This window comes from Mesorhizobium sp. CNPSo 4670 (assembly GCF_057784235.1).
This window is the reverse complement of record NZ_JBWJFQ010000003.1, coordinates 57,061-73,766: the sequence shown is the minus strand read 5'-3', so window position 1 is coordinate 73,766 and position 16,706 is coordinate 57,061. Positions and strand designations below refer to the sequence as shown.

Here is a 16,706-nt window from a genome sequence, read left to right as displayed (position 1 = left end):
GCCTTGATCGCGGCGATCGGTTGCACCATGGACGAGGCTCATATCAGTAGCAGGGCGCCAGGCGCGACACCTGAAGACGCGCTCGACGCGCAGATCGGTTACAATCTCAAACGCGCCTCGGCCGTTGCGCTCAACGATTTCGCGGTCGAGCTGGCCGAGGCGGCGTTGCGCCCGCTGACCTATGGCATGCTGGCGCTGATCGACGAGAAGCCCGGCATCCGCGCCGCCGAACTCTGCCGCCTGCTCGGCATGAAGAGCGCCAACATGGCGCCGCTGCTTGCCGAACTGGAAGAGCGCGGGCTGGTCGAACGCGACGACCATGCCGGCGACAAGCGCGTGCAGATGCTCGCCCTGACCCCGGCCGCGAGGGAGGCCATGCCCGGATGGCGGCGGCAGGTTCGCCGGCATGAGGACCGGTTCCTGCAGCGGCTGACAAAAAAGGAGCGGGCAACGCTGCTGCGTCTGCTGCGCCTGATCTGGACGGACGAAGAGGGCTAGCTGGTTTCCCCGTCCTGCGCGCCAAGCCGCAGCAGCAGGGCGAAGAACGCAATCACCGGCGGCACGACGAAGCACCAGACATTGGCGAAGGCAAACCCGAGTGCGGCGGCGGCGCAGCCGGCCGCGAACACGGCGACCGCCACCGACATGCGCCGCAGGCGCGCAATGAGGGCAGGGCGGGCCTCTGGCTTCACGCCGCCCAGAAGATCGCTGACGTCGATCATGATCTGGGTGGTGGTGCCGGTCATCAGCGTTGAAGGGGGTGCGGCCGCGAGATGGACGCGGTGCACTGCGTTCTGGATCGCCATCGCGGCGACCAGCACCATGCCGGTGACGATCGCCGCCGCGCCGTCGCCACTGGCGAAGGGGCCAAAGCGGATTGCCAGCGCGGCACCGGCGATCAACAGCGCCAGCTTGGCCGCCAGAAGCGGCCCGAGCGCCTGCCGGCCCCGCCTGCGCAAGCGCTCGCCGGCCAGCCGGGTCAGGATGACGACGATGCAGAACACCGGCAATGCCAAAAGCTTTGCCAGCACGCCCGAGATGCCGAGCACCAGCGAGGCGCCTAGGGTGACGAAATTTCCCGTCACATGCGCGGTGAACAGGCCCTGCAGTGCCAGGAAGCCGGCCGTATCGACATAGCCGCCATTGAGGCTCAACAACAGCGGCAGTGTGGGTTTCATCGTTGCATCTCCTGGCCAGGCTTGGCGGTCAGCGTCTCATATCCCGGTGGAGCGTTCCACCTCCGCGCGGCCGCCGCCCGTGCGGCCCTTTGCCGTCGCCAGCGCGGCATCTTTGCCGTCGCGGGGTCGCCGCCACATGATCGGCAAACTCGGATGTTCACTTGACGACAATTGTGTCCAACGGAGCTTTTGCATGTCGCTGTCCGGTACGACAACACGCTACGGAAGCCTTGCCCAGGCATTTCACTGGCTGACGGCACTGCTTGTGCTGATCGCCTTCCTGGTCTCCGAAGGTGGCCCGCCGGCGCGCGTCTATTCCGAGGCCCGCGCCTCGACCCTGTTGCTTCACGAGTCGCTCGGGTTCACCGTCTTCTGGCTGCTGGTCGCTCGTCTGATCTGGCGCCTATTCGACCGCGTTCCCGATGCACCGCCGATGCCCGCATGGATGGCCGTCACCTCCAAGGTGACGCACTGGGCGCTCTATGCGCTTCTGTTCGCGGTTCCGGCGACCGCCATGCTCGGCGCATGGTTCGGCGGCCACCCGGTGACGGTCTACGGTGTCGGTGCCATCGGTCCGTTTTTCGACCCGTGGGGCGCTGGCGCATCGCTGGCGGACATCCATGGCACGCTTGGCGATATCATCCTATGGCTCGCCGGCCTGCACGCCGCCGCGGCCATCTTCCATCACGTTTTCCTTCGCGATCGCGTGCTAAGCCAGATGCTACCCGGCTTGCCCAAGGCGCGTTGATATCCAACCACCTGTCCATCGTACGGGCTATGAGGGGCAGCGCCCGACCTAAACGATGAGCCCGCCCAGCCGCTACAACGCAACAGCCCGCCCCAATCCCCGCCGAACCGCTTCGCGATAGGCGAGGTCGGCCGCCACCATGTCTTCCATGGCAACGCCCATGGCCTTGTAGACGGTGACCTGCTCGGCGCTGAAGCGTCCCGGCCGCAGCCCCAGCAGCATTTCGCCGAGTTCGGTTCCGGTCTGCGGATCGAGACCGGCGAGTTCGCAGGAGCCGACCGGGGTCGGGGCGAAGGCTTCGCTGGTCTCGACGAACAGGCTGGCCCGCTTGATGAGGTCGACCGGCAGTTCGCCACCGGGCGGTGCGACGCCCACCGACGAGACATGGGTGCCGGGCCGCACCCAGTGGGGCGAAATCACCGGCTCGTAGGAATGCGTCGCAAGGCAGACGACATCCGACGAGCGCACCGCGGTTTCGATATCGCTGACAGCGACGACGCCGGGATGCTGCGCGGCAAGCGCCTGCGCATCCGCGAATTCCTTCGAGACGACGCGGATCTCGGCGAAATCCCGCACCAGCGGCAGAAGGTGCAAGTGCTGGCCGGCCTGCACGCCGGCGCCCACCACCGTCGCTACCTTGGCGTCGCGCCGGGCAAGTTCGCGCACCGACAGCACCGCCGAGCCGGAGGTGCGCACGGCGGTGATGTAGGTGCCGTCCATGACGCATACCGGCATGCCGGTCTGCGGGTCGAACAGATGGATGGTGGCGAGGTGGCTGGGGATGCCTTTGGCGATGTTGCCCTCGAACACGTTGACGATCTTCACCGTCAGATGCATGCCCGCCATCCAGGCCGGCATCGCCAGGGAATAGCCTGCATCAGGGATATCGAGCTGCGGCCGCGCCGGATTGATGACCTTGCCATCGGACAGCGCCTTGAAGCCGCCGGCCAGCGCGTCGAGAAGCTGGCGAAGGTCGATGCAGGTTTTCACCTCGGCTTCGCTCAAGAAGAGCACTGGTGTATCGCCCTTGACCTGGGCGCTGCGGGAGATCGATAGGGCTGTTGTCATGGGATCCGCTTTCGTTGTCGGCTGGAGTGCACGGCAACGGTATTGCGATCTGACGGCGTGATGAAATATGCTGTTTTTGCGATTTCGGCGTGACTATCACGCTTACTCTGGCTCAGAAGTGTGAATCCTGAAATGGATGATCTCGACCGTATCGACCGCTCGCTGCTGCGCTTGTTGCAGGAGGATGGCCGCCGCACGACGCTCGATCTGGCGCGGCGGGTTGGGTTGTCGCCGACAGGGGCGGCGCAGCGCCTCAAGCGGCTGTTCGCCGAAGGGTTCATCCGCGCGGTGCGCGCCATTCTCGACCCGGCCAGGATCGGGCAGGCACAGCTCGTCTTCATCGAGGTGCGGCTCGACCATACGGCGCCGCAAGTCTTCGACCGCTTCGCCGAGGCGGTGTTGCGGGCGCCGGAGATCATCGAATGCCACATGGTGGTCGGCGGTTTCGACTATCTGGTCAAGGCGCGCATCGCCGACATGGCGGTGTTCCAGGATTTCCTGCAGCGGGTCATTCTGCCGCTGCCCGGCGTCCGGGAAACACACACTTATGCCTCAATCGCCAATGTGAAGCCCGACGCCCTATTGCCCGTCTGAATTCGCAGCGACATAGGAGAGTTTTTCTGCATGCTGGTTCAGGCTTTCTGGTTCGAACTGGCTGACGAAACCGGCTATACACCGCCAACTGCCAAGGCTCGCCCGCCAACCCAAGAAGGAAAATCAGATGAGTTCAGAAAAAACAGCTGTCGTCGTGGCTGGCGGAAGCGGCATGGGTGCGGCGGCGGCGAAGCGCCTGGCGGCGGATGGCTTCAAGGTCGCCATCCTGTCCTCGTCCGGCAAGGGCGAGGCGCTGGCGAAAGAGCTTGGCGGGCTCGGCGTCACCGGCTCCAACCAGTCGAATGACGATCTGCAGCGCCTCGTCGACCTGACGCTGGAGCGCTATGGCCGCATCGACGTGCTGGTCAACAGCGGCGGCCACGGGCCGCGCGCGCCGATCCTCGAGATCACGGACGAGCAGTGGCACACCGGCATGGACGTCTATCTGCTGAACGTCATCCGGCCGGTGCGCATCGTGGCACCGCAGATGGTCAAGCAGAAGGGCGGCGCCATCATCAACATCTCGACCGCCTGGGTGGTCGAGCCAAGCCCGATGTTCCCGACCTCGGCGGTGTTCCGCGCCGGGCTTGCCGCCTACACCAAGATCTTCGCCAACACCTATGCATCAGACAATGTGCGCATGAACAACGTGCTTCCCGGCTGGATCGACAGCATTGCCCCTACCGAGGAGCGCCGCGACAGCGTTCCGATGCAGCGCTACGGCACCTCGGAAGAGATCGCCGCGACCATCGCCTTCCTGGCATCCGAAGGCGCCGGTTACATCACCGGCCAGAACATCCGCGTCGACGGCGGCATCATCCGCGCTATCTGAGGCGCCCACCGGGAGGAGGAGGCATGTCCGACACTTATCTGCGCCTGGTGCCTCATGATCCGCACTGGCACCCTGATGAGCCGGCTGCCGCTGCGGCCGTGAATGTTGCGCACGGACTGTTCCCGCAGGCCGAGCATGTCGCCGTCGAATCCGAAGAGGGGGTGACGTTTTTCGACGCCGGAGCAAATACGGAAAGCGTCCATTGCCCGTTCTGCGGCGGCGACATCGAGGAATGGTGGGGCGGTGCCATGGACCAGGCCGCGGCGTCACGCTTCGAGGATCTGTCTGTCACCACGCCGTGCTGCCATAAGCCCGCGTCGCTGAACGACCTGCGCTACGTCCGGTCGGCGGCGTTCGGTGTCTGCGCGTTGACGGTCGTCAATCCGGGAGTGACCTCCTTGGCCGGTGAGCAATTGCGGGCGATCGAGCAAGCCATGGGTTGGCCGCTGAAGGCGATCTGGCAGCGCCTCTGAGACGACGGATTCTGAATATTCCAAGGAGCAAGAAATGCGGCTTTTGATACTCGGCACCGGCTGGATGGCGCAGGAACATGCAAGGCGGTTCGGTGCCATCGAGGGCGTCGACATCGTCGGTGCCGTCGATGTCGATGCGGCGCGTGTCGGTGAATTCGCCGACGGCTTCAACATCCCCAGCCGCTTCACCTCGCTGGAGGAGGCGCTGCAATGGGGCGGCTTCGACGCGGTGGCCAATGTCACGCCGGACCGTATCCATCACCCGACCACCATGGCGCTGATCGCCGCCGGCAAGCCGGTGCTGTGCGAGAAGCCGTTGGCCGAGAACTTCGGCAAGGCCACCGAGATGGCCGATGCCGCCGAGGCTGCCGGCATCGTCAACATGGTGAACCTCACCTATCGCAATGTCGCGGCGCTGCAGAAGGCCCGCCAGATGGTGCAGGCGGGCGAAATCGGCACGGTCAGGCATGTCGAGGCGTCCTATCTGCAGAGCTGGCTGGTGTCGAAATTCTGGGGCGACTGGCAGAACGATCCGAAATGGCTCTGGCGCCTGTCGCGCGGCCACGGCTCGAATGGCGTGCTCGGCGATGTCGGCATCCACATCCTCGATTTCGCCAGCTATGGTGCGGCTCTCGACATCGACCATGTCTTCTGCCGGCTGCGCGCCTTCGACAAGGCGCCCGGCAACCGCATCGGCGACTACGAACTCGACGCCAATGACAGCTTCGCCATGACGCTGGATTTCTCCAACGGCGCCTTCGGTGTCGTGCACGCCAGCCGCTGGGCGACCGGCCATCTCAACGAACTGCGCCTGCGCATCTATGGCGACAAGGGTGCCATCGAGGTGGTGCACAATCTCGACGGCTCGCTGCTCAAGGCCTGCGTGGGCGAGAATGTCGAGAACGCCAAATGGGAAGAGCTCGACGCCGGCTCGGTGCCAACCAACTACCAGCGTTTCGTCGACGCCGTCACCAGCGGCGTACAGAGCGAACCCAGCTTCCGCCACGCCGCTGGCCTGCAAAAGGTGCTCGACCTCGCGGTGGTGTCGGACGAGAAGCGGGCGGAGCTGAAGGCGAATGCCGACACGCAATAGGATGTGTTGATATTCAGGTGATGCCGACCTGCAAACGACGGTTCCCTGCGCTTCCGGTGGCTCACGTACTTTAAGTACGCTCCGCTCCGGTTCTCGGAAACCACCTTGTTTGGTCGCTTCGCGCCCGTCTTCGACTCCGGCTCAGCCTGACCTGAATCTCAACACACTCCTAGAACCGGTTGGCGCTTCACGGCCCCGTTGGTGCTCCCTACGCGGTCAAGGCGCCTCGCTGTTCGGGCTGTTCGAAAAGCGTATGAAGCTCGGATGCCGGCATTGGACGGCCAAAGAACCAGCCCTGGACATCCGTGCAGCCATTCTCCCTGACCAGCCTGAACTGGTCCTCGGTCTCGACGCCTTCTGCGGTTGTGGTCATGCCGAGCGTGCTGCCGAGTTCGGCGACGGCCTTCACGATTGCCCGGCTTTCGCTGCTCTCGCACATTAGGCTGACGAAGCTGCGGTCGATCTTGATGCGGTTAAACGGGAACGACCTGAGATAGCTCAGCGAGGAATAGCCGGTGCCGAAATCGTCCATGGCTATGCTGACGCCGAGGTCGCGCAGGCTGTGCAGCGTCGTTATCGTGTTTTCATTGTGCGCCAGCAGCACCGACTCGGTGATCTCCAGTTCGAGCCGTGACGGCAGCAGATTCGAAGCCGCGAGCGCCGCGGCAACCTGAAGCGGCAGCCCCTGCTGTTTGAACTGGGCGGGCGAGAGATTGACCGCGACCTTGACGGGCAGGGGCCATTTGGCGGCGTCGGCGCAAGCACGCTGCATGATCCACTCGCCAAGCGTGTCGATGACGCCCGTCTCCTCGGCCATCGGGATAAATTCTGACGGCGGCAGCAGGCCGAGGCGCGGATGGTTCCATCGCACCAGGGCTTCGAAGCCGGTGAGTTTCGAGGTCTTTGCGTCGTGCAGCGGTTGATAATACACGACGAACTGCTCGTTTGTGACGCCGAGAGCCAGTTCGGATTCGAGTTGGCGGCGCTCCTGCAGTCTTGCGTCCATTCCCGGCTCGAACGACCTGCAGGTCCCGCGGCCTTCCATCTTGGCTTTGTACAAGGCAAGGTCGGCATTGCGGATGAGGATTTCCGAACTTTGTCCGTCGTCCGGGAAGACAGCGATGCCGATGCTGCTGCCGATGTTGATCTTGTGGCCCTGGATCAAAAACTCGCCGGCCAAAGCGTGAATGACCCGGCTCGCCAGCACACCCGCCTCTTCGTCGCCATCGATCAGGAGCTGGAGGATGACGAACTCGTCGCCTCCGGTTCTCGCGACCATGGCGGTTTCACCCGCCTGCTGCTTCAGGCGCCTCGCCACCGCACCGAGAACCTCATCGCCGACCGGATGGCCGAGTGTGTCATTGACCGGTTTGAAACGGTCGAGATCGACGCAATGGACGGCCAGCTTCTCTCCATCCCTGAGGCTTCTCAGCGCCTCGTCCATCGTGTCGGCCAGGAGGCCCCGGTTGGGCAGGCCGGTGAGAATGTCATGCGTGGCAAGGTGCTGGATCTCGGCGGTGCGTTCCTCGACCCGCCTCTCCAAAGTCTCGGCGGCATCGGTCTGCATCATCATCGTGCGCCCGATCGCATACCAGCAGGCCAGCGCCAGAAGCGTGACCACCGCGACCGCCGCATAACCGGCCAGTTCGAATTGCCGCACGGACAGGGCGTCCATGTTGCTGTCGTATCTGCTGTTGGGAAAACCGGCCCAGAGACGCCAGGCGCTTCTGGGATCGTTGAGCGAGAGCGGGATGACTTCGGAATAGATCAGATTGGGATCGGCCGCCGTGAAGGCACGAGAATCCGCCGCGAGGGCCGTCGACATCTTGTGCTGGTCGGATTCAAATCCGTAGCCTGAGTTGACGATGACATAATCGCTGCTCGGCAACAGTTTCCTCAGCGCCGAGGTGAGCATGATTGCCGAGACGGAGCCGCGCAGGCTGCCATCCTGGCCGAAGACCGGGACCGAAAGGATGAAACCGGAGCGATCCGCGTCATTGCCGGTGTGGATGAAATCGGTGTTGTCGCAAGTGATGAGCTCCTTCGTGCCGATGATCGGCACATTCAGCCCGTCAATGGCGCTCGAATTCGGATAGTTCGCCTTCAGCCAGGCGAGCTGTTTGGCCAGTTCCTGGTACTCATAGGTCTCGACCTCTTCGGCGGGCCGGGTCAGCGCGTTCTCGTCAAGCTTTGCGGACTTTGCGCCTGCTGCGTCGGACCGCGCCCTGGCATTCACGATCAGCTGGTCGAACTGGAGGATCGGCTCCTCGAGCTTTCCGGTCACGGCATCGAAGCGGTCGGGGTCGAAATCCAGCGGCAGGAAGTAGACCTCGGAAATGGAGACGTTGTTGGCGAGGTTGTTGTAGATCTGCTGGATTGTCGCGCGGCCCTCGTCGCCGAGGTTGGTGCCATGCCGGTCGAGGTTTCGGACGCTTGGCAGGTAGCTCAGCGTTCGCACATTCTCGTAGACGGCCCGCAAGGCGTCTTCGACCGTCTTGGCCGTTGTCCTGGCTGCCGCCTGGGAGTTCTCGATGTAGCGTTCCTTGGCAAGCGCGAAGTTCCGCTGGGCGTCGATATGCAAGGCCGCCAGCATCGCTGCGCCGGTCACAAGGATCACAACAAATCCGACTGCTCGCCAGAATGCGTTCATCGGCGTCCCACCATCAATTGGTAAGGGATACCCCAGAGCAGTTTAGGAAGCGCTAATGAGGAAGTGCTATTGCAAATGTCGGTCCTTGCTGCCCCAGCGCCGCCGACAAGACCCAGAAACCTGTTTTGCGGGTTCGAGACTGGCCTGCGCAAGGCTAGGGGGGATCATTTCGCCGGCACCGCCTCGCCCTGCTGATCCGCATCGGTCAGCGTTTGCAGGAAGGCGACGATGTCGTCGATTTCGGGGTCGGTCAGCGCCGGCTTGTCGCCCGGCTTCTTGCCAAAGGGCGGGTCCTGGTTGAGGTTGGCCCAATAAGCCTTTGGAAAATCGTCATTTTTCCTGATCGTGCCGTCGGCATTCTTGGGATACCAGTGGCCTGGATCACTGTCGCGGCTGGCATAGAAGGCGACCGCGTCGCGCAGCGTGTGGAAATAGCCATTGTGGAAGAAGCTTTTGCGCAGCGCGACATTGCGCAGCGTCGGCGTGCGAAACAGGCCGCAATAATCAGCCCGGCCATGGAAGTCGGTGCGCAGCGGCCCGCAGAGGCCGAGATCGAAATAGGCGGGGTCGGCATTGGCCGGGATGGCCAGGTTGCGCGGTACGGCGACGGCGATCAGGCCGAAATCGGTGAACTGCGGCGGCTCGCCGTCATTGGCGGGTTCGCTCAGGTGGCAGCTGGCGCAATTGCCCTTGGCCTCGCCTTCGAACAGCGCGCGGCCGCGCAATTCCTGCGCCGACAGCGTCGCCTTGCCGGCGAGGAAGGCGTCGTAGCGGCTGGAGTAGGGATAGAAGTCGGCGGCGCTCTGTTCAAAGGTGCCGAGCGCCTCGGCGGCGGCGTCGAAGGCGTCGTCTGGATGATCGAACACGGTGTCGCCGAAGGCTGCCTTGAATTCATCGGCATAGGCCGACCTGCGCAATCCGGCGGTGACGGCGGCGGCATCCTTGTTGGCCATCTCGAATGGCGACAGCAGGGGGATCTTGGCCTGGTCGCGGCCGCCGTCGGCGCGGCCGTCCCAGGTCAGGCCGCCGGTCGGGCCGTTGTCGACGCTTTCGTCGCCTTCATCCTCGGAATCGTAGAAATGCTCGGTGAAGGCGGGCACCGCCTGGAGGTAACGCAGCGACGGTACGGCGCGCAGTCCGGGCTGGTTCAGCTTCGGCCCGCCCATCTCGACCGGTGCGGCCGAGATCGGGCCGAAGGCATGGTGCGGATCATGGCAGGACGAGCAGGATTGTTTGCCTGAAGCCGACAGCGACGGGTCGAAGAACATCTTGCGGCCAAGCGCTGTCAGCGCTTGCACCCGCGCGAAGGCATCCGCGCGCGACATCGGTCCGGGATGGACGCTGCCGCTTCCGGCGCTGACGGCGTTGCCGGGCAGGATCGTGGCGAGGCCAAACATCGATGCCGCGGCGGTCGCGGACATCAGGCCTTTCCATCGTCTTGCCGTCATAAGGTTCAGCCCGGTTTGTTCCGGAATTAGGTCCGCACTGCAACGGATTGATGACCGGTCCACCCGCTCACGCAACCGTGTTCGGATGGGCGATAAATGTCACAAAGGTGACAAGGCATCGACCTAGCGTTTGCAGCCATGGCTCGTCGCCCCGAGCCATGCACTGCCCTCTAGCCATCACCCTAGCCATGAGGACCTCCCATGACGCGGTTCACGCTTTTCACCTCGCTTTGCCTGACCGGCACGGCGCTGGCCTCGATTCCGGCTACAGCCATCGCCGCCCCTCCCGGCTATGACAAGATCGACACGGTCGTCGTCATCTATGCCGAAAACCGCAGCTTCGATAATCTCTATGGCGGCTTCCCCGGCGCCAACGGCCTGGCCAACCTTTCGGCCGGCCAGGTGCGCCAGCTCGACCGCGACGGCAAGCCGCTGGCCGAACTGCCGCCGGCCTGGGGCGGCCTGACCGCCAAGGGGGTGACGCCGCCGGTGACCGAGGCGCAGTCGGCGCATCTCAGCAACGCCAGCTTCGCCATCGACGACGCCAGCGGCTTCAACGAGAAGACCTCCGTCATCACGCGCGACCTCTGGCACCGTTTCTATCAGGAGCAGATGCAGATCGATGGCGGGAAGAACGACATGTTCGTCGCCTGGGCCGATTCCGGCGGCCTGGTGATGGGCCATTATGACGGCTCGGTGCTGCCGATGTGGGTGGTGGCGAAGAAATACGTTTTGGCCGACAATTTCTTCCAGGGCGCCTTCGGCGGCTCCTTCCTCAACCACATCATGCTCGCCTGCGCCTGCGTGCCGGTCTATCCCCACGCCGACACCAGCCCGGTGAAGGGACAGATCGCCGTGGTCGATGCCGATGGCACGACGCTGAAGGTCGCCGACAACTCGCCGGCCTCGGCACTCGGCGGCGCGCCGAAATTCGTCAATGACGGCGCCATCACCCCAGACTTTTACGCCGTCAATACCATGCAGCCGCCTTATCAGCCGAGCGCCAACAAGCCGGCCGAAGGCGGCGACAAGGCACTTGCCGATCCGGCGCAGCCGACCACGTTGCCGCCGCAGCACGACATCACTATTGGCGATCTATTGTCGCTGAAGGGCGTCAGCTGGGCCTGGTACTCCGGCGCCTGGCAGGCAGCGCTCGACGGCAAGAACGCGACGCCGGTGCCGAACTTCCAGTTCCATCACCAGCCATTCAACTATTTCGCGGCTTACGCGCCCGGCACGGCCGCGCGGGCCGAACATCTTAGGGATGGCGGCCTCGACGGGGCCGAATTCATCAAGGCGATCGACGACGGCAAGCTGCCGGCGGTGAGTTTCTACAAGCCGCAAGGCAATCTCAACGAGCATGGCGGCTACGCCGATGTGGCGAGCGGCGACCAGCATCTCGCCGACGTCGTCTCGCACCTGGAGAAAAGCCCGCAATGGAGCCATATGCTGGTGGTCGTCACCTATGACGAGAATGGCGGGTTCTGGGACCATGTCGCGCCACCGAAGGCCGACCGCTGGGGGCCGGGCAACCGCATCCCGGCCTTCATCATCTCGCCGTATGCGAAGATGGGCACGGTCGACCACACCCAATACGACACGACGTCGATCCTGCGCTTCATCACTGCGCGCTACGATTTGCCGGTTCTGCCCGGCATCGTCGCCCGCGACAAGGCGCTGCGCAACAACGACCAGCCGCCGATCGGCGATTTGAGCGCGGCTCTCGATCTCAGCCGCTAGGGCAGCTCAGGACCTCGGTACGGCTCGATCTCATTGCTCTAGCCGCCTGATCTCCGGATCAGGTCGCGGCCGATCGGCTTTGGCGGCTCGCTGCGCAGCACCAGCGCCGTGGTGACAGCGCCGTGGCGGGCCACCGCGTCGACGATGGTTTCAAGCTGCGCCGGCGAGGGGACGACCACTTTCAGGACGAAGCAGTCCTCGCCGGTCAGCCGGTGCACCTCGGTGATCTGCGGCATCTCGGCGAACTGCTTCAGGCAGGGCCGGATGTGCTCATGCGTGGTGCGCACCCGGATGATCGCCATCATGCCGAGGCCAAGTGCGGCCGGGTCGATCACCGCGGTGTAACCGGCTATGATGCCGCGCTCCTCCAACCGTTTCACCCGCTCGGAGGTCGCCGGCTGCGACAGGCCGACCCGGCGGCCGAGCTCGGACATGCCGATGCGGCCGTTTTCCTGCATGGCTTCGACAATGGCGATATCGGTCGGGTCGAGCGGCGCGCGTTCATCGTTGTTTTTCATAGCCACCTTGAATCCATCGGAAATGCCGCGACTTTTCCGATGATTTCTCATTCCCGGGATTGTGGCAAGACGCCACCATGCTCCTATTAAGAGATAGGAGCAAGGTGACATGACGCATTTCATCATCCTGCCAGGCAGCGGCGGTTCGGGCCCGGCGCACTGGCAATCCCGTTGGGAAAGCGCCAATCCAGCGATGCGGCGGTTCCAGCCGTCGAGCTGGGACCTGCCGGATTTCACCGACTGGCTGGCGGCGCTGGAGGCTGCCGTGATCGAGGCGCCCGAGCCGCCGGTGCTGGTCGCGCACAGCCTGTCCTGTCTGCTGATCGCGCATTGGCAGAAGATCTCGCGGCGCCCGGTCAAGGCGGCCTTGCTGGTCGGTGTTCCCGATCCGACGGCGGCCGTCTTCCCGGCCTACGGCATGGCCTTTGCCAAAATTCCCGAGGGCCGGCTGCGCTTTGCCTCGCTGGTGGTGACCAGCACCAACGATCCCTATGGTGCGCCGGACTATGCCGAGGCGAGGGCGAAGCAGTGGGGCAGCGGCATGGCCGTCATTGGCGCGTTCGGCCACATCAATGCGCAGAGTGGCCTGGGCGACTGGCCGGAAGGTTTTGCGCTTCTCGACGGTCTGGTTTCGGAGGCTCGAGGCTAGCGTCAGCCGCCATTCACCAGAGCAAGGATGAGTTTTTGCAGATTGCCGCCCTGGCCGAGTTCGATGCGGTCGAAATCGCGGCTGGCCTGCCGCTGTGCCTGAGACAGTTCGGACAGGCGCTTCGTCATCTCGGTGCGGATCTTGCTGCATTTGGGATCATCGGCGACGCTGAGGCCGACGGTCGCCGCCTCGATCTTGCGCACCATGTCGACGATGGTGGCGCCATGCACTTTTTCGTGGGCGCTGACGCCGGCGATGAAAACCTCCCAGTTCTTCTGGATTGCTGGCGGCAGCGGCGAGGAGGGGCTGGGCAAGGTGTAGGTGATGATGAGCTTCGGCCGCGCCGAGACCAGCACGCAGGCTCCGGCCCGCGCCTGATAGTCCCTGGTCCAGGTCAGCTTGAAATTGGTATGGGCGATGGCGCGGGCAATGCCGACCTTCGGTCCGTTGTCGCCGATTGCGCGATAGAGCTCCGGCCCGGACTGGCCTGATATGGCGTAGGTCTCGACCTTCTCGACCGGCTTCCAGTCGGCATGGGCGGCGAGCGGCAAGGCCAGCAGGGCGGCCAGCGACAGACACAGACGAACACAGGCTCTCAACACCGCTCTCCGCACAATCAGGACTGGACGCCGCGACGGGCGATGCCACGGAACCGCTTTTCCTATAGAATGCCGATGGGTGCGGCCGCAAATGCCTGAGGGGGAAGTCATGAGATATCTGATCGTCGCGGGTATGGTGGCGGCCTTGCAGGCCGTACAGCCGGCGTTGGCCGCGTCCTGCGGCGGCTGGAGCGCTGAGATGGAGGAGGACGAGGGCGGCAGCGTGCTGACCGCCTCGGTCTGCGGCGGGCCGAAAGGCGATGCGCATCTGATGCTGGCCTGTTTCGACACGCCGGTGCTGAGCTACGACCTCGGCGCCACCGGCCAGCAGCTGGAGCCCGGCATTAGCGGCGCGTTCGACTTCAAGGCCGACGGCAAGACGGTAACCAAGACGCTGCAGCTCGAAGCCATGTACAACTACTTCGTGGTGAACCTGGCCAAAGCCGATCCGCTGCTCGACTTGCTGCGCGGGAAAGGCGATGTGCTGGTCGGTGCCGCCAAATACGGCCAGACCAGTTTCCCGCTGAAGGGCTCGAGCGCGGCAATAGGCAAGGTGCTGGCGCAGTGCGGCAAGGCTAAGCCTGGGGATGCGGATTGATAGTGGGGCTGGAGGCGCATTGGCTCCGACATCTGCGATTGGCCTTCAGACCCCAAACCTTTGTCATCCTAGGGCGGAGCAGGAGCGAAGCGACGTCGCGGAGACCCTAGGATCCATGCCGTGACGCTGGCCGAAGAATGCAACGGATCAGGATGTTCAGCTGAAGAATTGCCCGGTAGCCTTGGCCTATGACCGGCTATGTTTACATGACTGCAAGCCAGAAGGGCGGCACCATCTATATCGGTGTTACCAACGATCTCGGCCGCCGCATGCCAGAACACAAATCCGGCGAGGGTTCGCGTTTCACCAGCCGCTACGGCGTGCAGCGGCTGGTCTGGTACGAAGAATATTTCGATATCACCGATGCCATCCAGCGCGAGAAATCGCTGAAGCGCTGGTCTAGTCAATGGAAGATCGAACTGATCGAAAAGGCCAATCCGGAGTGGTTCGAGCTGTTTCGTGGCACGGGATGGTAGGGCGCTCGATCTTGGACCGCTTTGGTCCGTCGCAGGCGTCACGGCATGGATCCTAGGGTCTTCGCGACGTCGCTTCGCTCCTGCTCCGCCCTAGGATGACGAAGGGAGGGTGCTACCGACGCACTCTTTCGTTTTTCGGACGTGCTTCGGGGCGCGCTATGCCTTCTCCCCTAGGGGAGAAGGAGAGCCCGCTTGCCGCCACCAGCACTGCGCCGTAAGTCATGCAACCATGATCGAATTCCGCCGAGCGCAAGCGTCAGACGTCCCCGCGATCGTCGCCATGCTGGCCGACGATCCGCTGGGCGCCGGCCGTGAGGACGCCACGCTGCCGCTGGCGCGCGGTTATGTCGATGCCTTCAATGCCATCGACGCCGATCCCAATCAGCTGCTGGCGGTGGCCGTGGACGGCGGCGAGGTGATCGGCACGTTGCAGATCACCTTTCTTGCCGGCCTCTCGCGCAGGGGCGCCTGGCGCGGGCAGATCGAGGCGGTCCGCATCGCCAGCCACCGGCGTTCAGGCGGCATCGGCAGGCAGATGTTCGAATGGGCGATCGGAGAATGCCGGGCGCGCGGCTGCAGCCTGGTCCAGCTCACCACCGACAGGTCGCGCGCGGACGCGCACCGCTTCTACGAGGATCTTGGCTTCACCGGCAGCCATCTCGGCTACAAGAAGGCCTTGTGATGCTAGGCACGGTTCCGGGCCGGCGCCAACTGGCGTATAGCGGAAGGCTGTCAGGCTCTATTCAAATTGCCGGGGAGGGGTGATATAGGTCAGCCAGGTTGACCTATATCAAAATTGTCGCGGGAGGCGCGCCTTGACCTTGATGAATCTGCTGGCTTCGCGCGCGTCGCGCATGAAGGCGTCCGAAATCCGCGAATTGCTGAAGCTGCTCGACCAGCCCGACATCATCTCGTTTGCCGGCGGCATTCCCGATCCGGCGCTGTTTCCGGCCGAAGCGATCCGCGACGCCTATGCCTCGGTGCTCGGCGGCGGCGAGGCGGCTGCGGCGCTGCAGTACCAGGTCTCGGAAGGCTATCTGCCGTTGCGGCGCTGGCTGGCCGGGCAGATGGGCAAGCTCGGCGTCGCCTGCGACGAGGCCAATATCTTCATCACCTCCGGCTCGCAGCAGGCGCTCGACTATCTCGGCAAACTGTTCCTGTCGCCGGGCGATACCGCGCTGGTGACATGGCCGACCTATCTCGGCGCGCTGCAGGCGTTCAACGCCTATGAGCCGCGCTACGAGCGGCTGACGGTGGAAGGCGGCAACATGACGCCGGCGGCCTATCGCACGGCCGCAGCAGCCAATGGTGGCAAGGTCAAGTTCGCCTATCTGGTGCCGGATTTCGCCAACCCGACTGGCCAAACCTTGAACCGCCAGCAGCGCGAGGCGGTGCTCGACCTTGCCGGCGAACTCGACATCGCCGTCATCGAGGATGCCGCCTATCGCGCGCTGCGCTATGACGGCGAGGGCGTGCCGCCGATCCTGGCGCTCGACTGTGCTCGCTCCGGCGGCATCGACAAGGCGCGCACGCTCTATTGCGGCTCGTTCTCGAAGATCCTCTCGCCAGGCATGCGTGTCGGCTGGGTCTGCGCGCCGCGCCATATCGTCGAGAAGCTGGTGCTGATGAAGCAGGCCTCCGACCTGCACAGCCCATCGATCAACCAGGTGGTGATGCACCGCGTCGCCGAAGCCGTGTTCGACGGCCAGGTGGAAAAGCTCATCGGCGCCTACCGCGAGCGCCGCGACGGCCTGCTCGCGGCACTTGAAGCCAACATGGCTGAAGGCGTGAGCTGGAGCCGTCCGGAAGGCGGCATGTTCGTCTGGGTGACGCTGCCAGAGGGGGCCGACGCCACGGCACTTCTGGCGCGGGCGGTGAAGGAGGCGCGCGTCGCCTTCGTGCCCGGCAGCGCGTTTTTCGCCGACGCAACCGGACGCAACACGCTGCGGCTCTCCTTCACGCTCGCCGACCGGCGCGCGGTGAGCGAGGGCATACCGCGGCTGGCGGCCATCCTGAAGGGGTGAGCCCACGCCGGGCACACC

Annotated in this window: 18 protein-coding genes; 12 read left to right on the top strand and 6 right to left on the bottom strand. The window is 64.3% G+C overall.

Annotated elements, in window-relative coordinates; translation table 11 throughout:
- Window positions 1-27 precede the first annotated feature (27 nt).
- Window positions 28-498 carry a MarR family winged helix-turn-helix transcriptional regulator gene (locus AC0ZT5_RS06655; RefSeq protein WP_488495767.1) on the top strand — a complete coding sequence of 157 codons (471 nt, stop codon included), beginning with the start codon at window positions 28-30 and terminating at the stop codon, window positions 496-498.
- Here the strand turns inward: AC0ZT5_RS06655 and AC0ZT5_RS06650 are convergent.
- Entirely contained in the window at window positions 495-1,178 is a 684-nt protein-coding gene (locus AC0ZT5_RS06650) for a YoaK family protein (protein WP_488495766.1), read from the bottom strand. The genes AC0ZT5_RS06655 and AC0ZT5_RS06650 overlap by 4 nt on opposite strands.
- 193 nt (window positions 1,179-1,371) lie before the next feature.
- Here AC0ZT5_RS06650 and AC0ZT5_RS06645 point away from each other — a divergent pair, with 193 nt between their 5' ends.
- Window positions 1,372-1,926: a cytochrome b gene (locus AC0ZT5_RS06645; protein WP_488495765.1), complete on the top strand. Its 555-nt coding sequence runs from the start codon at window positions 1,372-1,374 to the stop codon at window positions 1,924-1,926.
- A 72-nt stretch (window positions 1,927-1,998) separates the two neighbouring features.
- On the opposite strand, the gene AC0ZT5_RS06640 is transcribed toward AC0ZT5_RS06645, so the two are convergent.
- Entirely contained in the window at window positions 1,999-2,994 is a 996-nt protein-coding gene (locus tag AC0ZT5_RS06640) for an ornithine cyclodeaminase family protein (protein ID WP_488495764.1), read from the bottom strand.
- A gap of 132 nt (window positions 2,995-3,126) precedes the next feature.
- Here AC0ZT5_RS06640 and AC0ZT5_RS06635 point away from each other — a divergent pair, with 132 nt between their 5' ends.
- From AC0ZT5_RS06635 to AC0ZT5_RS06620, 4 genes are all read left to right on the top strand, one after another.
- Entirely contained in the window at window positions 3,127-3,588 is a 462-nt protein-coding gene (locus AC0ZT5_RS06635) for an Lrp/AsnC ligand binding domain-containing protein (protein WP_488495763.1), read from the top strand.
- A 127-nt stretch (window positions 3,589-3,715) separates the two neighbouring features.
- Window positions 3,716-4,420, top strand: coding sequence for an SDR family oxidoreductase (locus AC0ZT5_RS06630; protein ID WP_488495762.1), 705 nt, complete (start codon window positions 3,716-3,718; stop codon window positions 4,418-4,420).
- A gap of 23 nt (window positions 4,421-4,443) precedes the next feature.
- A complete protein-coding gene (locus AC0ZT5_RS06625; protein ID WP_488495761.1) occupies window positions 4,444-4,893 on the top strand; it encodes a hypothetical protein in 450 nt (149 codons plus the stop codon).
- A 34-nt stretch (window positions 4,894-4,927) separates the two neighbouring features.
- A complete protein-coding gene (locus AC0ZT5_RS06620; RefSeq protein ID WP_488495760.1) occupies window positions 4,928-5,986 on the top strand; it encodes a Gfo/Idh/MocA family protein in 1,059 nt (352 codons plus the stop codon).
- Window positions 5,987-6,194: 208 nt separating this feature from the next.
- Here AC0ZT5_RS06620 and AC0ZT5_RS06615 read toward each other — a convergent pair whose 3' ends face one another.
- Window positions 6,195-8,636 (bottom strand): putative bifunctional diguanylate cyclase/phosphodiesterase, encoded by a 2,442-nt coding sequence (locus AC0ZT5_RS06615; protein ID WP_488495759.1) that lies wholly within the window; start codon window positions 8,634-8,636, stop codon window positions 6,195-6,197.
- A 164-nt stretch (window positions 8,637-8,800) separates the two neighbouring features.
- Window positions 8,801-10,033 carry a cytochrome-c peroxidase gene (locus AC0ZT5_RS06610; protein ID WP_488496097.1) on the bottom strand — a complete coding sequence of 411 codons (1,233 nt, stop codon included), beginning with the start codon at window positions 10,031-10,033 and terminating at the stop codon, window positions 8,801-8,803.
- Window positions 10,034-10,285: 252 nt separating this feature from the next.
- Here AC0ZT5_RS06610 and AC0ZT5_RS06605 point away from each other — a divergent pair, with 252 nt between their 5' ends.
- Entirely contained in the window at window positions 10,286-11,824 is a 1,539-nt protein-coding gene (locus tag AC0ZT5_RS06605) for an acid phosphatase (protein WP_488495758.1), read from the top strand.
- Between the two features lie 38 nt (window positions 11,825-11,862).
- Here AC0ZT5_RS06605 and AC0ZT5_RS06600 read toward each other — a convergent pair whose 3' ends face one another.
- On the bottom strand, window positions 11,863-12,342 hold the full coding sequence (locus AC0ZT5_RS06600) for an Lrp/AsnC family transcriptional regulator (RefSeq protein ID WP_488495757.1): 480 nt from the start codon (window positions 12,340-12,342) through the stop codon (window positions 11,863-11,865).
- A gap of 109 nt (window positions 12,343-12,451) precedes the next feature.
- Here AC0ZT5_RS06600 and AC0ZT5_RS06595 point away from each other — a divergent pair, with 109 nt between their 5' ends.
- On the top strand, window positions 12,452-12,991 hold the full coding sequence (locus AC0ZT5_RS06595; RefSeq protein ID WP_488495756.1) for an RBBP9/YdeN family alpha/beta hydrolase: 540 nt from the start codon (window positions 12,452-12,454) through the stop codon (window positions 12,989-12,991).
- 2 nt (window positions 12,992-12,993) lie between these two features.
- Here AC0ZT5_RS06595 and AC0ZT5_RS06590 read toward each other — a convergent pair whose 3' ends face one another.
- A complete protein-coding gene (locus AC0ZT5_RS06590; protein ID WP_477290289.1) occupies window positions 12,994-13,590 on the bottom strand; it encodes a DUF922 domain-containing Zn-dependent protease in 597 nt (198 codons plus the stop codon).
- Window positions 13,591-13,699: 109 nt separating this feature from the next.
- On the opposite strand from AC0ZT5_RS06590, the gene AC0ZT5_RS06585 reads away from it, so the two are divergent.
- The 4 genes from AC0ZT5_RS06585 (at window position 13,700) to AC0ZT5_RS06570 (ending at window position 16,688) form a co-directional block, all read left to right on the top strand.
- Entirely contained in the window at window positions 13,700-14,188 is a 489-nt protein-coding gene (locus AC0ZT5_RS06585) for a hypothetical protein (RefSeq protein WP_488495755.1), read from the top strand.
- Window positions 14,189-14,376: 188 nt separating this feature from the next.
- A complete protein-coding gene (locus tag AC0ZT5_RS06580) occupies window positions 14,377-14,664 on the top strand; it encodes a GIY-YIG nuclease family protein (protein ID WP_488495754.1) in 288 nt (95 codons plus the stop codon).
- 229 nt (window positions 14,665-14,893) lie between these two features.
- Window positions 14,894-15,346 (top strand): GNAT family N-acetyltransferase, encoded by a 453-nt coding sequence (locus tag AC0ZT5_RS06575; RefSeq protein WP_488495753.1) that lies wholly within the window; start codon window positions 14,894-14,896, stop codon window positions 15,344-15,346.
- Between the two features lie 142 nt (window positions 15,347-15,488).
- Window positions 15,489-16,688, top strand: a complete 1,200-nt coding sequence (locus AC0ZT5_RS06570; protein WP_488496096.1) for an aminotransferase-like domain-containing protein — start codon at window positions 15,489-15,491, stop codon at window positions 16,686-16,688.
- Window positions 16,689-16,706: the final 18 nt, after the last annotated feature.

Bases quoted from the DNA above. Each gene is read 5' to 3' on its own strand.
- AC0ZT5_RS06655 (WP_488495767.1), top strand. From the start codon at position 28: ATGGACGAGGCTCATATCAGTAGCAGGGCGCCAGGCGCGACACCTGAA.
- AC0ZT5_RS06650 (WP_488495766.1), bottom strand. From the start codon at position 1,178: ATGAAACCCACACTGCCGCTGTTGTTGAGCCTCAATGGCGGCTATGTC.
- AC0ZT5_RS06645 (WP_488495765.1), top strand. From the start codon at position 1,372: ATGTCGCTGTCCGGTACGACAACACGCTACGGAAGCCTTGCCCAGGCA.
- AC0ZT5_RS06640 (WP_488495764.1), bottom strand. From the start codon at position 2,994: ATGACAACAGCCCTATCGATCTCCCGCAGCGCCCAGGTCAAGGGCGAT.
- AC0ZT5_RS06635 (WP_488495763.1), top strand. From the start codon at position 3,127: ATGGATGATCTCGACCGTATCGACCGCTCGCTGCTGCGCTTGTTGCAG.
- AC0ZT5_RS06630 (WP_488495762.1), top strand. From the start codon at position 3,716: ATGAGTTCAGAAAAAACAGCTGTCGTCGTGGCTGGCGGAAGCGGCATG.
- AC0ZT5_RS06625 (WP_488495761.1), top strand. From the start codon at position 4,444: ATGTCCGACACTTATCTGCGCCTGGTGCCTCATGATCCGCACTGGCAC.
- AC0ZT5_RS06620 (WP_488495760.1), top strand. From the start codon at position 4,928: ATGCGGCTTTTGATACTCGGCACCGGCTGGATGGCGCAGGAACATGCA.
- AC0ZT5_RS06615 (WP_488495759.1), bottom strand. From the start codon at position 8,636: ATGAACGCATTCTGGCGAGCAGTCGGATTTGTTGTGATCCTTGTGACC.
- AC0ZT5_RS06610 (WP_488496097.1), bottom strand. From the start codon at position 10,033: ATGTTTGGCCTCGCCACGATCCTGCCCGGCAACGCCGTCAGCGCCGGA.
- AC0ZT5_RS06605 (WP_488495758.1), top strand. From the start codon at position 10,286: ATGACGCGGTTCACGCTTTTCACCTCGCTTTGCCTGACCGGCACGGCG.
- AC0ZT5_RS06600 (WP_488495757.1), bottom strand. From the start codon at position 12,342: ATGAAAAACAACGATGAACGCGCGCCGCTCGACCCGACCGATATCGCC.
- AC0ZT5_RS06595 (WP_488495756.1), top strand. From the start codon at position 12,452: ATGACGCATTTCATCATCCTGCCAGGCAGCGGCGGTTCGGGCCCGGCG.
- AC0ZT5_RS06585 (WP_488495755.1), top strand. From the start codon at position 13,700: ATGAGATATCTGATCGTCGCGGGTATGGTGGCGGCCTTGCAGGCCGTA.
- AC0ZT5_RS06580 (WP_488495754.1), top strand. From the start codon at position 14,377: ATGACCGGCTATGTTTACATGACTGCAAGCCAGAAGGGCGGCACCATC.
- AC0ZT5_RS06575 (WP_488495753.1), top strand. From the start codon at position 14,894: ATGATCGAATTCCGCCGAGCGCAAGCGTCAGACGTCCCCGCGATCGTC.
- AC0ZT5_RS06570 (WP_488496096.1), top strand. From the start codon at position 15,489: ATGAATCTGCTGGCTTCGCGCGCGTCGCGCATGAAGGCGTCCGAAATC.